Source organism: Massilia aquatica, from assembly GCF_011682045.1.
Lineage (GTDB): Bacteria > Pseudomonadota > Gammaproteobacteria > Burkholderiales > Burkholderiaceae_D > Telluria_A > Telluria_A aquatica.
This window is the reverse complement of sequence record NZ_VVIW01000001.1, coordinates 494,710-513,298: the sequence shown is the minus strand read 5'-3', so window position 1 is coordinate 513,298 and position 18,589 is coordinate 494,710. Positions and strand designations below refer to the sequence as shown.

At 64.6% G+C, this 18,589-nt stretch carries 13 protein-coding genes; 5 read left to right on the top strand and 8 right to left on the bottom strand.

Annotated features, from left to right (window positions below; genetic code table 11):
• Window positions 1-67 precede the first annotated feature (67 nt).
• Window positions 68-1,090: a lipopolysaccharide heptosyltransferase II gene (waaF, locus tag F1609_RS02310; RefSeq protein WP_167074554.1), complete on the bottom strand. Its 1,023-nt coding sequence runs from the start codon at window positions 1,088-1,090 to the stop codon at window positions 68-70.
• A 2-nt stretch (window positions 1,091-1,092) separates the two neighbouring features.
• Window positions 1,093-2,835, bottom strand: a complete 1,743-nt coding sequence (gene msbA / locus F1609_RS02305; protein ID WP_167074244.1) for a lipid A export permease/ATP-binding protein MsbA — start codon at window positions 2,833-2,835, stop codon at window positions 1,093-1,095.
• Between the two features lie 319 nt (window positions 2,836-3,154).
• Here msbA and F1609_RS02300 point away from each other — a divergent pair, with 319 nt between their 5' ends.
• The 4 genes from F1609_RS02300 to F1609_RS02285 all read left to right on the top strand — a co-directional run bounded on the left by F1609_RS02300 (window position 3,155) and on the right by F1609_RS02285 (window position 7,282).
• Window positions 3,155-4,414 (top strand): O-antigen ligase family protein, encoded by a 1,260-nt coding sequence (locus tag F1609_RS02300; protein WP_167074242.1) that lies wholly within the window; start codon window positions 3,155-3,157, stop codon window positions 4,412-4,414.
• A complete protein-coding gene (locus F1609_RS02295) occupies window positions 4,411-5,235 on the top strand; it encodes a glycosyltransferase family 2 protein (RefSeq protein WP_229421565.1) in 825 nt (274 codons plus the stop codon). The genes F1609_RS02300 and F1609_RS02295 overlap by 4 nt, the downstream gene beginning before the upstream one ends.
• Window positions 5,236-5,354: 119 nt before the next feature.
• Complete coding sequence (locus F1609_RS02290; RefSeq protein ID WP_229421563.1) at window positions 5,355-6,170, top strand: glycosyltransferase family 2 protein; 816 nt, start codon at window positions 5,355-5,357, stop codon at window positions 6,168-6,170.
• Between the two features lie 8 nt (window positions 6,171-6,178).
• Entirely contained in the window at window positions 6,179-7,282 is a 1,104-nt protein-coding gene (locus F1609_RS02285; protein WP_167074238.1) for a glycosyltransferase family 2 protein, read from the top strand.
• Between the two features lie 15 nt (window positions 7,283-7,297).
• Here the strand turns inward: F1609_RS02285 and dnaE are convergent, their stop codons facing one another.
• On the bottom strand, window positions 7,298-10,858 hold the full coding sequence (gene dnaE, locus F1609_RS02280) for a DNA polymerase III subunit alpha (RefSeq protein ID WP_167074236.1): 3,561 nt from the start codon (window positions 10,856-10,858) through the stop codon (window positions 7,298-7,300).
• Between the two features lie 160 nt (window positions 10,859-11,018).
• Here dnaE and F1609_RS02275 point away from each other — a divergent pair, with 160 nt between their 5' ends.
• A complete protein-coding gene (locus F1609_RS02275; RefSeq protein WP_167074234.1) occupies window positions 11,019-11,936 on the top strand; it encodes a sulfurtransferase in 918 nt (305 codons plus the stop codon).
• Between the two features lie 175 nt (window positions 11,937-12,111).
• On the opposite strand, the gene F1609_RS02270 is transcribed toward F1609_RS02275, so the two are convergent.
• From F1609_RS02270 to F1609_RS02250, 5 genes are all read right to left on the bottom strand, one after another.
• Window positions 12,112-13,533 (bottom strand): mannose-1-phosphate guanylyltransferase/mannose-6-phosphate isomerase, encoded by a 1,422-nt coding sequence (locus tag F1609_RS02270; protein ID WP_167074232.1) that lies wholly within the window; start codon window positions 13,531-13,533, stop codon window positions 12,112-12,114.
• 153 nt (window positions 13,534-13,686) lie between these two features.
• On the bottom strand, window positions 13,687-13,893 hold the full coding sequence (locus F1609_RS02265) for a DUF6447 family protein (protein ID WP_167074230.1): 207 nt from the start codon (window positions 13,891-13,893) through the stop codon (window positions 13,687-13,689).
• A 55-nt stretch (window positions 13,894-13,948) separates the two neighbouring features.
• Window positions 13,949-15,295 (bottom strand): TolC family outer membrane protein, encoded by a 1,347-nt coding sequence (locus tag F1609_RS02260; protein WP_229421561.1) that lies wholly within the window; start codon window positions 15,293-15,295, stop codon window positions 13,949-13,951.
• 1 nt (window position 15,296) lies between these two features.
• On the bottom strand, window positions 15,297-16,652 hold the full coding sequence (locus F1609_RS02255) for an HlyD family type I secretion periplasmic adaptor subunit (RefSeq protein ID WP_167074228.1): 1,356 nt from the start codon (window positions 16,650-16,652) through the stop codon (window positions 15,297-15,299).
• A 4-nt stretch (window positions 16,653-16,656) separates the two neighbouring features.
• Window positions 16,657-18,501: a type I secretion system permease/ATPase gene (locus tag F1609_RS02250; protein ID WP_167074226.1), complete on the bottom strand. Its 1,845-nt coding sequence runs from the start codon at window positions 18,499-18,501 to the stop codon at window positions 16,657-16,659.
• Window positions 18,502-18,589 lie beyond the last annotated feature (88 nt).

The window sequence follows — 18,589 nt, the reverse complement described above, 5'->3', positions numbered from 1 at the left end:
TGCTGACTGACGATAACAAGGTCACATCATACCCTTGCCCGCGCCACATTTCACCTCCCACCCGGGCTTACATCTGGCGCAGCTCCTGCCATACCATGGCCGGGTCGAGCTTTTCCATGCAGTCGTGGTGGCCCAGCGGGCATTCGCGCTGGCGGCACGGCGCACAGGCCAGCCGCAGCGAGATCGAGCGGGCCACGTCGGAAAACGGCGGCGCGTGGTCCGGGTCGGTCGGGCCGTACAGCGCAATCACCGGCCGGTTCAGGGCCGAGGCAATGTGCAGCAGGCCGGAGTCGTTGGCCACCACGGCGGCCGCGCCGGCGATCAGCGCGATCGCTTCGCTGAGCGAGGTGGCGCCGGCCACGTTGTGGATGCCGACAGTGCCGGTGATCGCCGTGATCTCGGCGCAGGCTTCGCGGTCCTTGGGCGAGCCAAGCAAGGCGATGTGGGCCGCCGGGTCCTGCTCGCGCACCGATTGCGCCAGCGCGGCGAAGTGGCGCGCCGGCCAGCGCTTGGCGGCGCCGAATTCGGCGCCCGGCGCAAACACCACCAGCCGCCCCGCCCCGCCCATGCCGTGGCGCGCGCGCACCTCGTCAATCTGTTCCTGGCCGACCCGCATGGCCGGGCGCGGCACGTCGGTGCGCAGGGCTGCATACGACGCGGCATCGGGCGCGCCGGCCAGCGCCGCGTAGAACGGCACCATCGCACGCTTCGGGCTGTCGTCGTGATGGACCACGTTGAGCAAGCCATAGCGCATCTCGCCCTTGTAGCCGACCCGGCGCGCGATTCCCGCCAGCCAGGGAATGAGCGCGTACTTGATCGTGTTGGGCAGCACGTAGGCGTCGACATAGCCGCGCGCGCGCAGCACCCTGGCGTAGCGCCAGCGCTCGCGCAGTTGCAGCGCGCCGTGCCGGAACGGGGTTTCGAGCACGCTGTCGACTTCGATCATGGCGCGCCAGGCCGGCGCCACCGAGGGCGGCGCCAGCACGTCGATCGGGCGCTCCGGATGTTGCCGCTTGAGCAGTTGCAGCAGCGGCTGGGCCATGACGGCGTCGCCGATCCAGTTGGGGGAGATGACCAGGGTGCGGCCCATGTTCATGCTTCGGCCTTGTTGTCCGGCTTATTGGCGAACTGCAGGCGGTACAGGTTGGCGTACATGCCGTCTTGCGCCAGCAGTTCGTCGTGGCGGCCCGCTTCCACGATCCGCCCCTGGTCGAGCACCACGATGCGGTCGGCCCGTTCGATGGTCGAGAGGCGGTGCGCGATGACGAGCGTGGTGCGCCCGGCCATCAGGGTGTCGAGCGCGCCCTGCACCGCGCGTTCGGATTCGTTGTCGAGGGCGGAGGTGGCTTCGTCCAGGATCAGGATCGGCGCATCCTTGTAGATGGCGCGCGCGATCGCCACGCGCTGGCGCTGGCCGCCCGACAGGCGCATGCCGTTTTCGCCGATCGGCGTGTCGACGCCTTGCGGCAGGGCCGCCACCACCTCGTCCAGGTGGGCCGCCTTGATGGCCGCGGCCAGGCGCGCCGGGTCGACCCGCTCGGCGCCGTAGGCGATGTTGGCGCCCAGGGTGTCGTCGAACAGCACCACGTTCTGGCTGACCATGGCCAGCTGCGCGCGCAGGCTTGGCAGGGTGATGTCTTCATACGGCACGCCGTCGAGCAAAATACGCCCATCCTGCGGGGAATAAAAACGCGTGACCAGGTTCACAAACGTCGACTTGCCGCCGCCCGACATGCCCACCAGCGCCACGGTTTGCCCGGGCAGTACTTCCAGGCTGACGTCATTGAGCGCCAGCGGGTTGTTGTCGCTGTAGCGGAACTGGACGTTCTCGAAGCGCAGGTGGCCGCGCGCGCGCGCGAGCACGACCTGGCCCGGATCGGCTTCGACCGGGGTGTCGATCATGGCGAACACGGTTTCGGCGGCGGCCATGCCGCGCTGCAGCGGGCCGTTCACGCCGACCAGGGATTTGAGGGGCGCCAGCAGCATCAGCATCATGGTGATGAAACTGATGAATTCTCCCTGGGTCATGCCGGAGCTCATGGCGATCACGATCACCACCGACACCGCCAGCGCGGTGGCGCTCTGGGTGATCGGCACGGTGGCGGCGCTGGCGACCGTGATGCGCTGCGAGAAGCCGAGCAGCGCGCCGCTGCGCTGCTCGAAGCGTTCGCGCTCGTAGCGCTCGCCGGCGAACACGCGGATCACCTGGTGCCCGCGCGCCGCTTCTTCGACCACCTGGGTCATTTCGGCGGTCACGCGCTGGTTGTCGCGGCTCAGGCGGCGCATGCGCTTGGCGGTGGTGCGCACGATGGCGGCGGTGACCGGCATGACGACCAGGGCGATCAGGGTCAGTTTCCAGTTGGTCCACATCAGCATCAGCAGCAGCCCGACGATGACGAGCGAGTCGCGCACGTAGGCCACGAACACGGAGTTGATCATGTCGACCACCTGGCGCACGTCGCCGATGACGACGTTGATGATCTTGCCGGTCGATTCTTCGTGAAAGCGCGCCACGGGCAGGCGCAGCAGGCGGTCGAACACCATGCGCCGCAGGTCGTTGAGCACGCGGCTGATGACCCAGTTGTTCAGGTACGCGGTGGAGAAGGTGAAGATGCCGCGCCCGATGAAGATCGACAGCAGCACCAGCGGCACCAGCCACAGGGAAAATGCGACCCGGTTCGGGCCGAAGCCTTTGTCGATCAGCAGTTGCAGCGCGTAGCCGAGCGCCGGCTCGGTGACGGCGGTGCCGGCCATGGCCAGCAGCGACATCAGCGCGCGCGCACGGTACGGTTTGACGATAGCCAGCAGGCGCCGGACTATGACACTATTTTCCATCGTTTTCTTTCGCGTTCAGGATTCGAACCTGGTCCGGTTGCGGCATGCCGCGATTGTAAAGACGCGGCCTGTACCAGAGGCTCGACATTCTCGCACACGCGGTCCGGGTGCGGCCACTACTACATCGCAGGCCTGCCAAATCCGCCCGCGCAGGCGTCTGTCGGCACATGCATACGCCTGCCACAGGCCGTGCGCGGACGGTACTGTAAAATGGCGAACGAATTTTAGGGGGGCAGCCGCCGCGAGGCCGGCGCCCGCTATCGCCACGCCGCCCGCGCGGCATGCACGACCAAGGTCGCTTAACAAGGCTATTGCTACAATGCAAGATTCTCCCGGTTTTCCGATTACAAGGCTTGAGCGCGCGGTCCAGTACCTGCTCTTGCTGGCGCTGTTTTGCGTACCATTTTCCACCTGGCTGACCAATGTGTTTGCCGGCTGCTGCGTGCTGTGTTTCGGCGCCGCCGTCGCTACCAGCGCGCCGCTGCGCGCCGTGCTGCGCACGCCGCCGGCGCTGCTGGCCATCGGTTTGCTGGCGCTGCTGGCGCTTGGCGCCAGCTGGTCGATCGGGCCGCCGGCCGATATCGGCTCGGCCCTGAAAAAATATGCGCGCCTGCTGGTGCTGCCGATCGCGGTGGCCACCAGCCTGCGCGATCCAGGCATGCCGGCGCGCGCGCTGGCCGCCTTTTTCGGCGGCGCGGCGGTGCTGGCCAGCTCGAACTACCTGGTCTGGCACGACCTGATGCCCGCCTCCTCCGAAGGCTGGTGGCGCATCGGCACCGCCACCGATTCGTTCTCGTTCAAGAATCACATCACGATCGGCATCCTGCTCAGTTTTGCCACGGTGACCTGCCTGCTGGGCGCGACCTATGTGCAGGGAACGCGCGCGCGCGTGGCCTGCGTGGCAGCCGGAATCCTGTTCAGCGTACCGATCATTTTCCTCAACCAGGGCCGCACCGGCTACGTCACCCTGTTCGTCGGCATGGTGGTGCTGTTCCTGCTGCGGGTGCGCTTTACGCCGCTACGCACCACGTTCGGCCTGGCCGCCATCGTGCTGCTGTTCGTCGGCTTCTATGCCAGCTCGAACAACTTCAAGCAGCGCACCGACGACCTGATCACCGAGGTGCGCACCGACCAGAAACGCTCGCCCAACGGCCTGCGCATGAGTTATCTGCGGGTCGGCACCGGCATCGTCGCCGCCCATCCGCTGGCGGGCCTGGGCACCGGTTCGTTCGCCGAGGTGTATGCGCCGACCGCGCTGCGCGACTGGCCCGAGGATGAACTCGGACACACGCGCCACCAGCCGCACAGCGAATTCCTGCTCATCGCCGCCCAGCTTGGCGTGCCCGGCCTGCTGCTGTATTTCGCCATGCTCGCCAGCCTGCTGCGCCCCGCCCTGCGCACGCGTTCCTTCCACGCCGACGCGCTGGTGCTGCTGTGGGTGATTTACGTGGTCAGTTCCTCGTTCAACAGCCTGCTGTGGGATGTGACGGAAGCCTACTGGTTCCTGCTGCTGGCCGGCTCGCTGTATGCGAGTGCGCGCCATCAGGCGCAGCCCGCCCTGCGTCCGGCGGCGCCATGAGCATGAGCATGCGCCCGGACGCGCTCATCTCCATCGTCATCGCCACCTACAACCGCCCCGACGCGCTCGAGGCGGTGGTGGACGCCTGCTTTGCGCAGAGCGACAGGCAGTTCGAAATCATCATCGCCGACGACGGCTCGGGCGAACCGACCCGTGCCTGTGTCGCGCGACTGCAACAGCGCGCGACGGTGCCCCTGCTTCATGTGTGGCAGCCGGACCAGGGCTTCCGGCTGGCGATGGCGCGCAACCAGGGTATCCTGGCCTCGCGCGGCGAGTACATGGTGCTGCTCGACGGCGACTGCATCCCGCAGCGCGATTTCGTGGCGCGCCACCGCGCGCTGGCGCAAGCGGGCTGCATGGTCACCGGCAGCCGCATCCTGCTCGACGACGCCTTTACCCAGCGCGTGCTGGCCGACAAGCGCAACCTGCACGCGCTCGGACTGGCCGACAAACTGGCCCTGCGTGCGCGCGGTCACCTCAACAAGGTGCTGCAGTTGCTGGTCAAGCTGCCCGACCTGGGACGGGTGCAAAAGCGTTTCAGCTGGCGCCGCATCAAGGGCTGCAACATGGCGGCCTGGCGCAGCGACATCGACACCGTCAACGGCTTCGACCAGAGCTTCGAGGGCTGGGGGCACGAGGATGCCGACTTCGTGGTGCGCCTGCATAATGCCGGCATCAAGCGCAAGGATGGCGCGTTTGCCACCGAAGTGTTTCATTTGTGGCACCGCGAGAACGCGCGCGACGAGGCCTCGAGCAACCGCGCGCTGGTGCGCCAGCGCGCCGCCGAGCGCACCGTGCGCGCACTGCGCGGGCTGGCATGACGCGCCGCCCGCCATTGCACCCGCAAGAGGCTGGACGCGGCGCGGCGGCGACGTATAATAGGTATGTACGCGATGCGCGCTGCCGCTGGCAGTGAATGTCGTTTCACCGGGAGTTCATCTTGTCACGTCCGCACACCATTTCTCTGATCGTCACCACCTACAACCGGCCCGATGCCCTGGAGGCGGTGCTGCGTGCCTGCCTGGCGCAGGATGACGAGGATTTCGAGATCATCGTCACCGACGATGGGTCGACCGAGGCGACCCGCCATTGCGTCGAACGCATCGCGGCGGGCACGCAGCGCCGCCTGGTGCATGTGTGGCAGCCCGACGACGGCTTCCGCGTGGCACGCGCGCGCAATCAGGGCGTGCTGGCCGCGCGCGGCGATTACGTAGTCTTCCTCGACGGCGACTGCGTGCCGCGCAAGGATTTCGTGGCCAGCCACCGGCGCCTGGCGCAGCCGGGCTGCATGATCACCGGCAGCCGCGTGCTGCTGTGTCCCGAATTTACCCGCGCCGCCCTGGCCGAACAGCGCGACCTGCACGAGGCGGGGCTGGATGTGTGGTGGCGCGCCTGGCGCGCCGGGAATATCCAGAAGATCCTGCAGCTGGCGATCCGCCTGCCCGACGTGGGGCGGGTGCGGCGCGGTTTTACCATGCGCCGCATCAAGTCCTGCAACATGAGCGCCTGGCGCAGCGACATCGAGCGCGTGAACGGTTTCGACGAATCGTTCTCCGGCTGGGGTCATGAAGATGCCGATTTCGTGGTGCGCCTGTTTAACGCCGGCGTGCGGCGCAAGGATGGCGCCTTCGCCACCGAGGTGTTCCACCTGTGGCACAAGGAGCGCAATCGCGACCAGGCGGCGCATCACGACAAGCTGGTGTACCAGAGCCAGGTCGACAAGATCATTCGCGCGCCGGTCGGACTGGCGCGCTGACTGCATCCATGAGCATGCACGCCGCGGCGCCGCAGCCGCTATTGAGCATCATCGTCCCCGCCTGGAATGTGCAGAACTACATCGTGGCTTGCCTGGCATCGGTGCTCGACCAGATGGGGCCGCGCCATGAGCTGATCGTCATCGACGACGGCTCGCGCGACGCCACCCTGGCGCGCGTGCGCACCCTGCTCGAGGCATGCCCGCAGCTGGCGTGCACGGTGCTGGCGCAGGATAACCAGGGTATCGCGGTGGCGCGCAACCAGGGCCTGGCCGCTGCCCGCGGCGAGTACATCGTGTTCGTCGACAGCGACGACCGCCTGCTGGCCGGCTCGCTGGCGGCGCTCGAGCAGGCCATCGACGCGCACCATCCGGACGTCATCGCCTGCGACTTCCGCGTGTGGGTGCCGGATCAGGAAGACAAATCGCACCGGGTCGGCCTGCGCTATCCGCATGCGCTGCTGCGCGACCAGGCCACCATCCTCAATACGTTTTTCGCCGACCGCCAGATGTATGTGTGGGCCAAGGTCTTCAAGCGCGCCGTGTACGAGCAGCTGGAAGCGCCCGTGTTCCCGCCCGGGCGCGTATTCGAGGACGTGTCCACGCTACCCCGGCTATTGAGCCAGTGCGCCAGCCTGCTGTACCTGCCGCATCCGATCATCGACTACCGCCAGCACCCGGCCAGCATCACCAAGCTCATTTCCGAGAAGTGGTGCCTGGACCTGGCGGGGGCGCTGCTGGTCGCGCGCGAGCATCTGGAGCGGCGTGGGGTTGATGCGTCGGTGAAGACCCACTTCGATATCGCGGCCGGGTATTTTTTTATCGGCGTGGTCAAGGACTCGTACGAATTGCCGCGCGCAAGCGGGCGGCGCGTGCGCGCCGCCATCAAGGCGGTGTTCATGGAGAGCCTGTTCGGCGACTGCGCCAGCATGCTGGCGGCGGTGCGCGCGGCGCAAACGGTATCGGTCGACCGCGAGCACGATGCGCGCATGATCCGCCAGGTGGAACGCGCGCTGGCGGGCAGTTTCGTATTCCGGGTCAGGCAGACGGCGAGCCGCAAGATCAAGGTATGGCGGCGCTTGCGCAGGAACCAAAAGGCGGCGGCCGTTTTTTGAGCGCCGCCCGGCCGCTCAGTACTCCACCGCGACCTCGCGCGCCCCCAGCACCTGTTCCAGCGCCAGGGTCAACGCATCCGACGGCGCCACGCGCCAGTCGTCGCCGAACTGCAAGGTGCAGTCGACGCCCTGCGGCTTGACCCGCATCGCGACCGGCAGCCCGCTGCCACCCTGGGCGCGGTACGGTTGCAGCACTTCGGCGATTTTCGACGAGGCCACCTTGCCCGGCAAGTACAGCCCGAGCTGGCGCCCGTAGTGCACGCGCGCCGAGGTCAGGTCGAACACCTTCTCGGCCGTGATGCGCAGGCCGCCGTTGAAGCGGTCTTCCGACACCTTGCCCACCACCGCCAGGAACTCGTCTTCCTTGAAGATGTTCTTGTTCGACTCGACCACTTCGCTGTACACCGTCACTTCGACGGTGCCGCTCTTGTCGTCGAGCGAGACGATCAGGATCTTGCCGCGCTGGGTCATCTGGGTGCGTACGCCCGTGATCACGCCGCACATCATGCGCGGCTCGCGCGACGGTTCCAGGTCGGTCAGCTTGGTGCGCGCAAAGCGCCGCGCCTCGGTCGCGAACGAATCGAACATGTGGCCCGACAGGTAAAACCCGAGCGCGATTTTTTCTTCCGACAGCTTCTGGCGGTCGGTCCACGGGGTCGCTTTCACGTACTCGGGCGGGGCCACCAGGTCGCTGTCGTCGCCGCCGAACAGGCTGACCTGGTTGACCGAGGCCGAGGCCTGGTCGGCCACTTCGACCGCGAACGGCACCGAGGCCAGCAAAATCGCGCGGTCGACCTTGAAGCAGTCGAACGCGCCGCTGCGGATCAGGGACTCGATGGTGCGGCGGTTGATCTGCTTGCGGTCGACCCGCTTGCAAAAGTCGAACAGGTCGGTAAACGGCCCGCCGGCGGTGCGCGCGGCGATGATCGCTTCGATCGCCGACTGGCCCGAGCCCTTGACTGCGCCCAGGCCATAACGGATGTTGGTGACGCGCTTGCCCGTCACGGACGGCGGTGGGCCTTCCGGCATGAAGCGGTAGTCGGAATGGTTGATATCGGGCGGCAGCAGGGTGAGGCCGCATACCTCGAGCGAGTCCACCACCAGGATCTTGATCTTGTCGGTGTCGTCCATCGCCAGCGACAAGTTGGCGGCCATGAAGGCGGCGGTGTGGTGCGCCTTCAGGTAGGCGGTGTGGTACGACAGCAGCGCGTAGGCGGCGGCGTGCGACTTGTTGAAGCCGTAGCCGGCGAATTTTTCCATCAGGTCGAAAATCTCGTCGGCCTTTTCGGCCGTCAGGCCATCCTTGGCGGCGCCGGCGCGGAAGATCTCGCGGTGCTCGGCCATCTCTTCGGCCTTCTTTTTACCCATCGCGCGGCGCAGCATGTCGGCGCCGCCGAGCGAGTAGCCGCCGACGATCTGCGCCATCTGCATGACCTGCTCCTGATACACCATGATGCCGTAGGTTTCGGACAAAATGGATTCGGTGCGCGGGTCGGGATAGTCGAAGCGTTCGCCGTGCTTGCGCTTGCAGAAGTCGGGGATCAGGTCCATCGGGCCCGGACGGTACAGCGCCACGAGCGCAATGATGTCCTCGAAGCGGTCGGGGCGCGCGTCTTTGAGCATCCCCTGCATGCCGCGCGACTCGAGCTGGAACACCGCGACCGTCTTGGCCTTGGTCAGCAGCTCGTAGGAAGCCTTGTCGTTGAGCGGCAGCTTCTCTAACGCGAAGTCGGCGTTGGCGACCGGGTCGAGCTGCTTGATGTAGCGTACCGCGCGGTCGAGAATGGTGAGCGTGGTCAGGCCCAAGAAGTCGAACTTGACCAGGCCCACGGCCTCCACGTCGTCCTTGTCGTACTGCGAGACCACGCCCGAGTCGCCGCCCTGGGTGTACAGCGGGCAGAAGTCGGTCAGTTTGCCGGGCGCGATCAGCACGCCGCCGGCGTGCATGCCGATGTTACGGGCGATGCCTTCGACCTGCTGCGCCAGCGCCAGCAACTGCTTGACCTCGTCCTCGTTCTCGAGGCGCTCCTTGAGCATCGGTTCTTCTTCGATGGCGTCGGCGATCGTGACAGGTTTGCCGGGCTTGAAGGGAATCAGCTTGGAGATGCCGTCGCAGAAGTTGTAGCCGAAATCGAGCACGCGGCCGACGTCGCGGATCGCGCCCTTGGCGGCCATGGTACCGAAGGTGGCGATCTGCGAGACCGCCTCCTTGCCGTACAAATCCTTGACGTGCTGGATGACGCGGTCGCGCCCTTCCTGGCAAAAGTCGATGTCGAAGTCGGGCATCGAGACGCGTTCGGGATTCAAGAAGCGTTCGAACAGCAGGTTGTATTGCAGCGGGTCGAGATCGGTGATGAGCAGCGAATACGCCACCAGGGAACCGGCGCCCGAACCGCGGCCCGGGCCGACCGGCACGCCGTTTTCCTTGGCCCACTTGATGAATTCGGCCACGATCAGGAAGTAGCCGGGGAACTTCATGTTACAGATCGTATCGGTCTCGAACTTGAGGCGCGCTTCGTAGCGCGGACGCGCCGCTTCGCGCTTGACCGGGTCCGGGTATAGGTGGATCAGGCGCTGTTCCAGGCCGGCCTGCGATTCGGAGACCAGGAACTGGTCGATCGTCATGCCGGGCGGGGTCGGGAAGTTCGGCAGCTGTGGTTTGCCGAGGGTGAGCACGACGTTGCAGCGCTTGGCGATTTCGACCGAGTTGGCCAGCGCGGCCGGCATGTCGGCGAACAGCTCGGCCATCTCGGCCTGCGACTTGAAGCGCATCTCTTCGTTGAAGCGCTTGACGCGTTTGGCGTTGGCCAGCATTTCGCCTTCGGCGATACAGGTGCGCGCTTCGTGGGCGATGAATTCTTCGGGCGAGAGGAACTGGATCGGATGGGTGGCCACCACCGGCAGGCCCAGTTTGGCGGCCAGCGCGACCGCGTGGCGCACCTGGGCTTCCTGGTTGGGCTGGCCGGCGCGCTGCACTTCGATGTAGAAGTGGCCGGGGAAGACCGCCGCCCAGCGCTGGGCGCAGCGTTCGGCCAGGGCCAGGTTGCCGTTTTCGATAGCGGTGCCGACGTCGCCGAAGTGCGCGCCCGAGAGCACGATCAGGCCATTGGCCTGGCTCTCGTCCGGGGACAGGGTGGAGACGCTGGTGGCCAGCGCGTCGAGCCACTCGGGGCGGATTTCGGCGCGGCCCTTGTGCTGGTTGGTCAGCCAGGCCTTGGAGAGCAGTTCGCACAGCTGCAGGTAGCCCATGCGGTTCTTGGCCAGCAGCAGCAGGCGCGATGGCTTGTCGCGGTTGTCGTCGTTGGTGATCCAGGCGTCCACGCCGATGACCGGCTTGATGCCCTTGCCGCGCGCCGATTTGTAGAACTTGACCATGCCGAACAGGTTGGCCAGGTCGGTAATGGCCAGCGCCGGCTGCTTGTCTTTGGCGGCGGCGGCGACAACGTCGTCGATGCGCACCAGGCCGTCGACAATCGAGTACTCGGAGTGCACGCGAAGGTGGACGAATGCCGGTGCGGCCGGCTTGACTGGCGCGGCGAGCGTGGTGCTCCCGGCTTCGATGACATCGGTACTCATGTGTGTTTCGCCTGCTGTACAAAGAGTGCTATTTTACCGCGCTGGCGGGTCGGGCGACCAAACGTCGTGGCGCCGGCAACATACCCCTGATGCCAACGTGGACATTGTTCTATAATATCGGCTTTCCCGTTTTCAGATCCTTCACCGATCCTTCCCTCCCATGCAAGCTAATACTGCTTTACAAGCTGAAGCGCATGCCGCCATCGCCGCAGCTGCCGCCCACGTCAATATCGCCGCCTACAAATTTGTCACTTTCGACAACATTGAGGAAATGCGTCCCCTGTACCAGGACATCTGCAAGCGCCTGGCGCTCAAGGGCACCATTCTGCTGACGCCGGAAGGCATCAATATGTTCCTGTCCGGCCCGCGCTCGCACATCGACGAGTACCTGGCGTGGGTGCGGGCGGACGCGCGCTTTGCCGATATCGAGGTCAAGGAAAGTTACTCGGAAGAGCAGTCGCACAAGCGCATGCTGGTGAAGATCAAGAAAGAAATCATCACCATGCGCATGCCGCTGATCCAGCCCGAACAAGGCCGCGCGCCGGCGGTCCAGGCCACCACGCTCAAGCGCTGGCTCGACAATGGCGTCGATGACGAAGGCCGTGAAGTGGTGATGATGGAAACGCGGAATGCCTTCGAGGTCGATGTGGGCACCTTTGAAAACACCCTGGACTACCGGATCGACAAGTTCAGCGAGTTTCCGGAGGTGGTGGCGCAGCACCGCGAGGAGTTGCAGGGCAAGACCGTGGTGACCTTTTGCACCGGCGGCATCCGCTGCGAAAAGGCGGCGATCCACATGAAAAATATCGGCTACGAGAGCGTGTACCAGCTCGATGGCGGGATCTTGAAGTATTTCGAGGAAGTCGGCGGCGCCCATTACAAGGGCGACTGTTTTGTGTTCGACTACCGCACCGCGCTCAATCCGCAGTTGGAGGCGACGGTGACGACGGTGCAGTGCTTCGCCTGCCGCGCGGTGGTGACGCCGAGGGATCAGTTGTCGCCGCTGTATGTGTATGAAAAATCGTGCCCGCAGTGTCATCCGGAGCGGGATCAGGAAAAAGACCAGGCAGCACCGTAAAATCAGGGCGTTCAGGCGCCCTCCCCGGTACCGCTAAATGCAAAACCGTCTTTCCCGGCCTCGGCGGCCCCCTTGGCGGGAAAGACGGTTTTTGGGTTTGTGGCCGGATGATGGCCTGACTGGCCTGACTGGCCTGACTTAACGCTAGCGCCGTGGCACTAGCGCGGCTATGCCATCAAACGCGGCCGTAGTTATCCTGGAAGCGGACGATATCGTCCTCGCCCAGGTAATCGCCGCTCTGCACTTCAATCATCACCAGATCGAGCACGCCCGGGTTTTCCAGGCGGTGCTTGTGGCCGGCCGGAATATAGGTCGACTCGTTGGTCGAGACGAACAGTTCACGATCGCCATTGACCACTTTGGCCATGCCGCTGACCACGATCCAGTGCTCGCTGCGGTGATGGTGCATCTGCAGGCTCAGGCTGGCGCCCGGCTTGACTTCGATGCGCTTGATCTTGAAGCGGGTGCTGTCTTCCAGCACCGTATACGTGCCCCACGGACGGTGCACGGTGCGGTGCAGCTTGTGCACGTCGTGCCCTTCGGACTTCAGGCTCACGTACAGCTGCTTGACGTCCTGCACGCGACTGCGGTCGGCCACCAGCAAGGCGTCCGGCGTGTCCACGATGATCAGGTTGGAAACGCCAACCGCGCCCACCAGGCGCTCGTTGCTCTGGATGAAGCAATCGCTCACATCGTGCAGGCGCACGTCGCCGTCGATGCGGTTGCCGTCGGCGTCCGGCGCGATCAGCTCGCCCAGCGCGTTCCACGAACCAATGTCGCTCCAGCCGATATTGCACGGCACCACCGACACCTTGGCCGATTTTTCCATCACCGCGTAGTCGATCGAATCGTCGGCGACCTGCTCGAAAGCGGCCGCGTCCAGTTCGCACTGGGTAAAATTCTTGCCGCTGGCGCTGCGCGACTCGGCCAGGCAGGCGCGGGTGGCGGCCAGGATCTGTGGGCAGTGCAATTCCATCTCGGCGATCATGCTGCCGGCGGTGAAGCAGAACATGCCCGAATTCCACAGGTAGCGGCCGGTGGCCAGATATTCGCGGGCTTTTTCCAGGCTCGGCTTTTCGACGAAACGGAGCACGCTGTTGCCTTCCGCTTCGATGTAGCCGAAGCCGGTTTCGGGCGTATGCGGCTCGATGCCGAAGGTCACCAGGCGGCCGGACTGGGCCAGCGGGACGGCCTGGGCCACGGCGGCGCCAAAGGCGGCCTGGTCGGCGATCAAATGGTCGGCGGCGAGCACCAGCAGTACCGCGTCAAGGCCGTGCGTGGCGGCCACGTGCAGGGCGGCGGCGGCGATCGCGGGTGCGGTGTTGCGGCCGAACGGTTCCAGGATGTAGCTGTTGGCCAGGCTCTCGTGGCCTTTGGCGACGGCGCGGTAGTCGTCTTCAGTCTTGAAAAACAGTTCGCGGTTGGTCACGGTCAGCACCTGCGCCACGTCGGGCAAGGCGGCGCCGCGCAGCCAGGCTTTTTGCAGCAGGCTTTGGCCATCGGCCAGGCGAATGAAGGGTTTTGGATGAAGTTCGCGGGAAACGGGCCACAGGCGCGAGCCGGCACCGCCGCAAAGAATGGTAGGGATGAGTTTCAAGTGCGGTTCCTTTAGTGCATGCATGCCGGATCACCCGGCGATTGATGTGTCAACGCAAATAACGTTGCGCATTCTACATCATTGGATGCACCGGAGGAATCGCAGCACCCGTCCGCGTTGCCAGGGCGGCAGCGCGGACGGGTCCGGTGGGTCTTATTGCGCTGTTTTTGGCAGCAGATCTTTCAACACGGCCTTGTAGGTGCCGCGCGCGGTTTCGTAGATCGCCAGTTGGGCGTTCAGACGCGAGATTTCCGATTCCACGTAACGCAGGTTGGTCACTTGCTGTTGCGCTTCCGGGGTCAGGTCCGACACTTTATAGCTGACGCCGCCGGTGCTGATTTCAAGTTCGTTGGTGCTCATGGTTCCTCTTATGATAAAAAAGGCCGGTGCCAGATGGCTGCCGGCTGGGGGTTGATCAGCGGAAGTAGGATGCGGTGCGCGTAACGTCGCTCGCGTCCAGGGTTCCGGCGGCTGCGCGCAAACGCAGCGACGCCATCATATAGTTATATCGCGCTTGTGCAAGGTCGCGTTTGGCCGTGAACAGCTGTTGCTGGGCATTGAGCAAGTCGAGATTGATGCGCACGCCGCCCTTGATGCTCTGTTCGGTCGCCTTGATCAGCAGGTTGCTCGACTCTACCGCGCGGTTCAGCGCGTTGACTTTGGCAATGCTGCTCTGCACGGCGCTGAACTGCTTGCTGACCTCGATCAAGGTCTTGTCGGTCTTGCCTTGCAGGTCAGCACGGCTGCGTTCGAGCCCGGCCACTGCCTGGCGCGAGGTGGCGTTGACCGAGCCGCCCGAGTACAAAGGCACATTGAGCTGGATGCCGATCGCGCGCACGGTCGAATCCTGGTTGAAGGTATTGATCGTTTCGGACGCGTTCTTGCTGTAGCTGGCCACAAAGTCGAGGCGCGGCGCATGGCCGGCGCGTGCTTTCAGGATTTCCTGTTTGGCCACTTCGACCGAGGTGGTCTGGGCCTGGAGTTCCGGATTTTCCTTGAGGGCCAGCGCTTTCCACTCGTCGAGCCGGCTTGGCGAGAGCGGCAGCATGCGGAAGGTGTCGTTCAGCCCGACCAGGTTGCCCGGATCGCCGCCGATGATGCCGGCCAGGGTGTTGCGCGCCGTGGTCTGGTTATCTTTCGCTTCGATCAGGTTCGCTTCCGACAGTTCCAGGCGCGCCTGCACTTCAAGCACATCGGTGCGGGTGCCTTCGCCATGCTTGAGCAGGCGCTGGTTGACCGCGCTCTGCTCGGTGTACGCATCGCGTTGGGCGGTGTTGAGCGCCACCTGCTCGTCCGCGAACAGGGCGTCGAAATAGGCGCTCATGACACGGATCAGCACTTCCTGGCCGCGCACGCTGAACACCTGGTCGCTCAGCAGGGCCTGGGCCTTGCCCTGCTTGTAGCGCGCGTAGGCGTCCACGTTGAACAGGGTCTGGCGCAGCTGGATGGTGGACACCCGGCTGATGTATTCAGGGTGCGTCAGCGCGGTCGAGGTCTCGATATCGGCGTGGTTCTTGCTCGCGTTGTAATTGGCCTGCACGTTCGGCAGCAAGCCGGCGCGGCCGATGATCGCACTTTCCTTGCCGCTCTGGTTTTCATAGAACGCCGCGCGGTAGGCCGGGTCGTTCTGCAGCGCCTGCTCGTAAGCCTGCTGCAAATTGATGGCGGACGCGCCGGCGCTGGCCAGCATCAGGGCGGCAGCGGCGGCGGCCTTCATGCGGCCCAGGGCGCTGCTGCGAAACGCGGTAACTCGAAACGTCATCTTAGTCCTCCGACAAAGCTGTCTTGGCACGATCGAAAATCGGCTTGAACAGGTAATTCATCATCGTGCGCTCACCAGTCTTGATGAACAATTCGGCCGGCATGCCGGATTGAATATCGAGCTTGTGCGAGGCAATCAGCTTGGCGCCTGCCGGCGTCACGCGCGCTTTAATTTTGTAGTATGGCATGCCGGTACGCTCGTCGGTGGTACGGTCGGCCGAGACCTGGGTCACGATGCCCGGAATGTGCGGCGTCTTGTTGGTGTTAAAGGCCGAGAAAATGAATTCGACCGGCAGGCCGACCTGCACCTTGTCGATCAGGTTGACCGGCAACTGGCCTTCGACGACCATGGCGTCCGAACTCGGCACGATATCCATCATGCGCGCGCCGGGTCCGACCACGCCACCCTTGGTAAAGAGCTGCAAGCCGACCACGATGCCGTCGACCGGCGCCTTGACTTCGGCATTGGCCAGGTCAAAATCCTGGGCCTGGATGCGGCTGGCCAGGGCGCTGGCCTCCTTTTGCACGTCGGCCAGCTGGGAGCCGACTTCCTTCTGGTAATCCTGGGTACGGACGATGCGGCGCAGGCTCAGTTCCATCAACTGGTTCTGGGCGCGGCTGATATTGCCGATATCTTCAGAAATCGTGCCTTGCACCGACATGAAGGTGCGTTCCATTTCCAGCAGGCGCGAGCGCGGAATGTAGCCATCCTTGGCCAGTTCGCGCATGCCGTCGAGCTGCTCCTTGATGATGGCGCCCTGGCTCTTTTTCGAGGCCATCGATTCCTGCAAGCCCTTGGTCTGCGCCTTGAGGCCGGCGGCGTTTTCTTCCAGTGCGGCCAGTTCATTCTTCAGGCTGGTCTGGCGCGAGACCATCAGCTGGGTGTGCGCTTCCATGGCTTCCTTGGCGCGCGGGTCGTCCTTGTGATCCAGCAATTCCTTGGGGAAGGTCGGCTGGGTCTTGCCGCTGCGCTCGGCTTGCAGGCGCGCTTCCGCAGCCAGCGAACCGTAGTATTGGGCGCGGCTCATTTCGACGGCGGAACGGGCCACGGTCGGATTGATGCGCACCAGCACCTGGCCGGCTTTGACGTGATCGCCATCCTTGACCAGGATGTCTTCCACAATGCCGCCGGTCAAATGCTGCACGGCCTTGCGGCTCGTTTCGGTGGCGACGGTACCCGACAGCGGCACGCCGCGGTCGAGCGGGGCCAGCGAGGCCCACAGGATAAAGCCGAGCACACCGACCAGCACGATGATCCAGCCCATGCGCGAATATTTTTTCGAGTCGACGCTGGCGACCTCCGGCTCGACGTCGCGGGCAACCACGTCAGTGACATTTCTGGTTTGAATGTTGCTCATGTTCTTATTCCTTTTCCGTTGTTACTGGCGCGCCAGCCTGGGAGGGCTGCGGCTGGCCCGGCTGACCTGCCTGGGCCTGCGCCTGTGCCTGGGCTTGGGCCTGGGCTTGGGCCTGGGCCTGCGCTTGTGCCTGCTGCTGTTGTTGCTGGGCGTCGATCAATTTCTGGTTGGCTTCCTGGATCGCCTGCAATACCTGGGCGGTCGGGCCGAACATCTGCACCGCGCCGTCACGCAGCACCAGCAGCTTGGTCGAGACATTGATCGCGGCCGGACGGTGGGTGATCAGCACAATGGTCTTGCCGCGCTGGCGCATGTCCTGCACCGCCAGCATCAGGGCGTGTTCGCCCTGGTCGTCGAGGTTCGAGTTCGGTTCATCCAGCACCAGCAGGGCCGGGTCGCCGTACATGGCGCGGGCCAGGCCCAGGCGCTGCTTCTGGCCGCCGGACAGGCCGGCGCCGCCGTCGCCGAGCACGGTGTCGTAACCGTTCGGCATCTTGAGGATCATGTCGTGCACGCCGGTACGCTTGGCGGCCAGCACCACTTGCTCAGGATCAATGTTGCCGAAGCGGGCGATGTTTTCGCTGACCGTGCCGCCGAACAGCTCGATATCCTGCGGCAGGTAGCCCAGGTGCGGGCCGAGCTGGTCCTTGTTCCAGTGGTAGATGTCGGCGCCGTCCAGGCGCACTTTGCCAATAATGGCAGGCCAGACGCCGACCAGCAGGCGCGCCAGGGTCGATTTGCCCGAACCGCTGGGGCCGACCACGCCGAGCACGTCGCCCGGTGCGATGGCGAAGCTGACACCTTTCAGTACTGGCAGGGTGGCGCCCGGAGGACCGGCGGTAATATTGTCGATCAACAGATTGCCGGCTGGCGGCGGCAAAGGCATGCCAGGCTTGCGTTCTTCGTTTTCTTCCAGCAGGGCCGTCAGGCGCTCGTACGAGCTGCGCACGCCGGCCACCGATTTCCACACGGCGATCACTTGCTGTACCGGCGCCATGGCGCGGCCGACCAGGATCGAGGCGGCGATCATCATGCCGGGGGTCAGTTTGCCTTCAATCACCAGCAAGGCGCCCAGGCCGAGAATCAGCGATTGCAGCGAGGTCTGGAAGAACTTGGTGATGGCACCGACAGTACCGGCTTTTTCGCTCGCTTCGGCCTGCAATTGCAGGAATTTGCTGTGGAAACCGTACCAGCGCTTTTGCAGCGCCGGCAGCATGCCCATCGCTTCGATGACTTCGGCATTGCGCAGGTTGTTGGTGGCCAGATTGGTGGAGACGATCGACAGGGTGCTCGCTTCGGCCAGTGGCTTGTGCGAGACCTTTTCGTTGACGACCGCCAGGATCACCAGGATGGCCGTGCCGCCGAGCGCGAACCAGCCCAGGATCGGCTGGAAGAAGAAAATCACGATCAGGTACAGCGGGAACCAGGGCGCGTCGAAGAAGGCGAACAGCGCGCTGCCGGTCAGGAACTGGCGCACATTGGTCAGGTCGCTCAGAGACTGGCCAGCATTGCCGCCGGCTTTTTTCAGGTTGCGCTCGAACGCGGCGGTGTAGACACGCTTGTTCATCTTCATGTCGAAGCGCGCGCCGACGCGCACCAGGATCATGCTGCGCATGAATTCCAGGGCGCTCATGAAGAAGTACGCGCCCAGCATCAGCAGGGTCAGCATGAGGAGCGTGATTTCATTCTGGCTGGCCAGCACGCGGTCGTACACCTGCAACATGTACAGCGATGGCACCAGCATCAAGAGGTTGGCGATCGCGCTGAAGATGCCGACGGTATAGAAGGTGCCCTTGAACGTGAGCAGCGCTTGCGCGATTTCGTTCTGCTTATCGAGAAGTTTTTTCATTAGAGACCAACACAATTCATTAGTAATTCACGAGGGGACAGCGCGGAGCGCGGCAAATTCCCGATCCTGGGGGAGCCCCGTGGTTTGT

Bases quoted from the DNA above. Each gene is read 5' to 3' on its own strand.
- F1609_RS02260 (WP_229421561.1), bottom strand. From the start codon at position 15,295: ATGACGTTTCGAGTTACCGCGTTTCGCAGCAGCGCCCTGGGCCGCATG.
- msbA (WP_167074244.1), bottom strand. From the start codon at position 2,835: ATGGAAAATAGTGTCATAGTCCGGCGCCTGCTGGCTATCGTCAAACCG.
- F1609_RS02295 (WP_229421565.1), top strand. From the start codon at position 4,411: ATGAGCATGAGCATGCGCCCGGACGCGCTCATCTCCATCGTCATCGCC.
- F1609_RS02255 (WP_167074228.1), bottom strand. From the start codon at position 16,652: ATGAGCAACATTCAAACCAGAAATGTCACTGACGTGGTTGCCCGCGAC.
- waaF (WP_167074554.1), bottom strand. From the start codon at position 1,090: ATGGGCCGCACCCTGGTCATCTCCCCCAACTGGATCGGCGACGCCGTC.
- F1609_RS02285 (WP_167074238.1), top strand. From the start codon at position 6,179: ATGAGCATGCACGCCGCGGCGCCGCAGCCGCTATTGAGCATCATCGTC.
- F1609_RS02250 (WP_167074226.1), bottom strand. From the start codon at position 18,501: ATGAAAAAACTTCTCGATAAGCAGAACGAAATCGCGCAAGCGCTGCTC.
- dnaE (WP_167074236.1), bottom strand. From the start codon at position 10,858: ATGAGTACCGATGTCATCGAAGCCGGGAGCACCACGCTCGCCGCGCCA.
- F1609_RS02275 (WP_167074234.1), top strand. From the start codon at position 11,019: ATGCAAGCTAATACTGCTTTACAAGCTGAAGCGCATGCCGCCATCGCC.
- F1609_RS02265 (WP_167074230.1), bottom strand. From the start codon at position 13,893: ATGAGCACCAACGAACTTGAAATCAGCACCGGCGGCGTCAGCTATAAA.
- F1609_RS02300 (WP_167074242.1), top strand. From the start codon at position 3,155: ATGCAAGATTCTCCCGGTTTTCCGATTACAAGGCTTGAGCGCGCGGTC.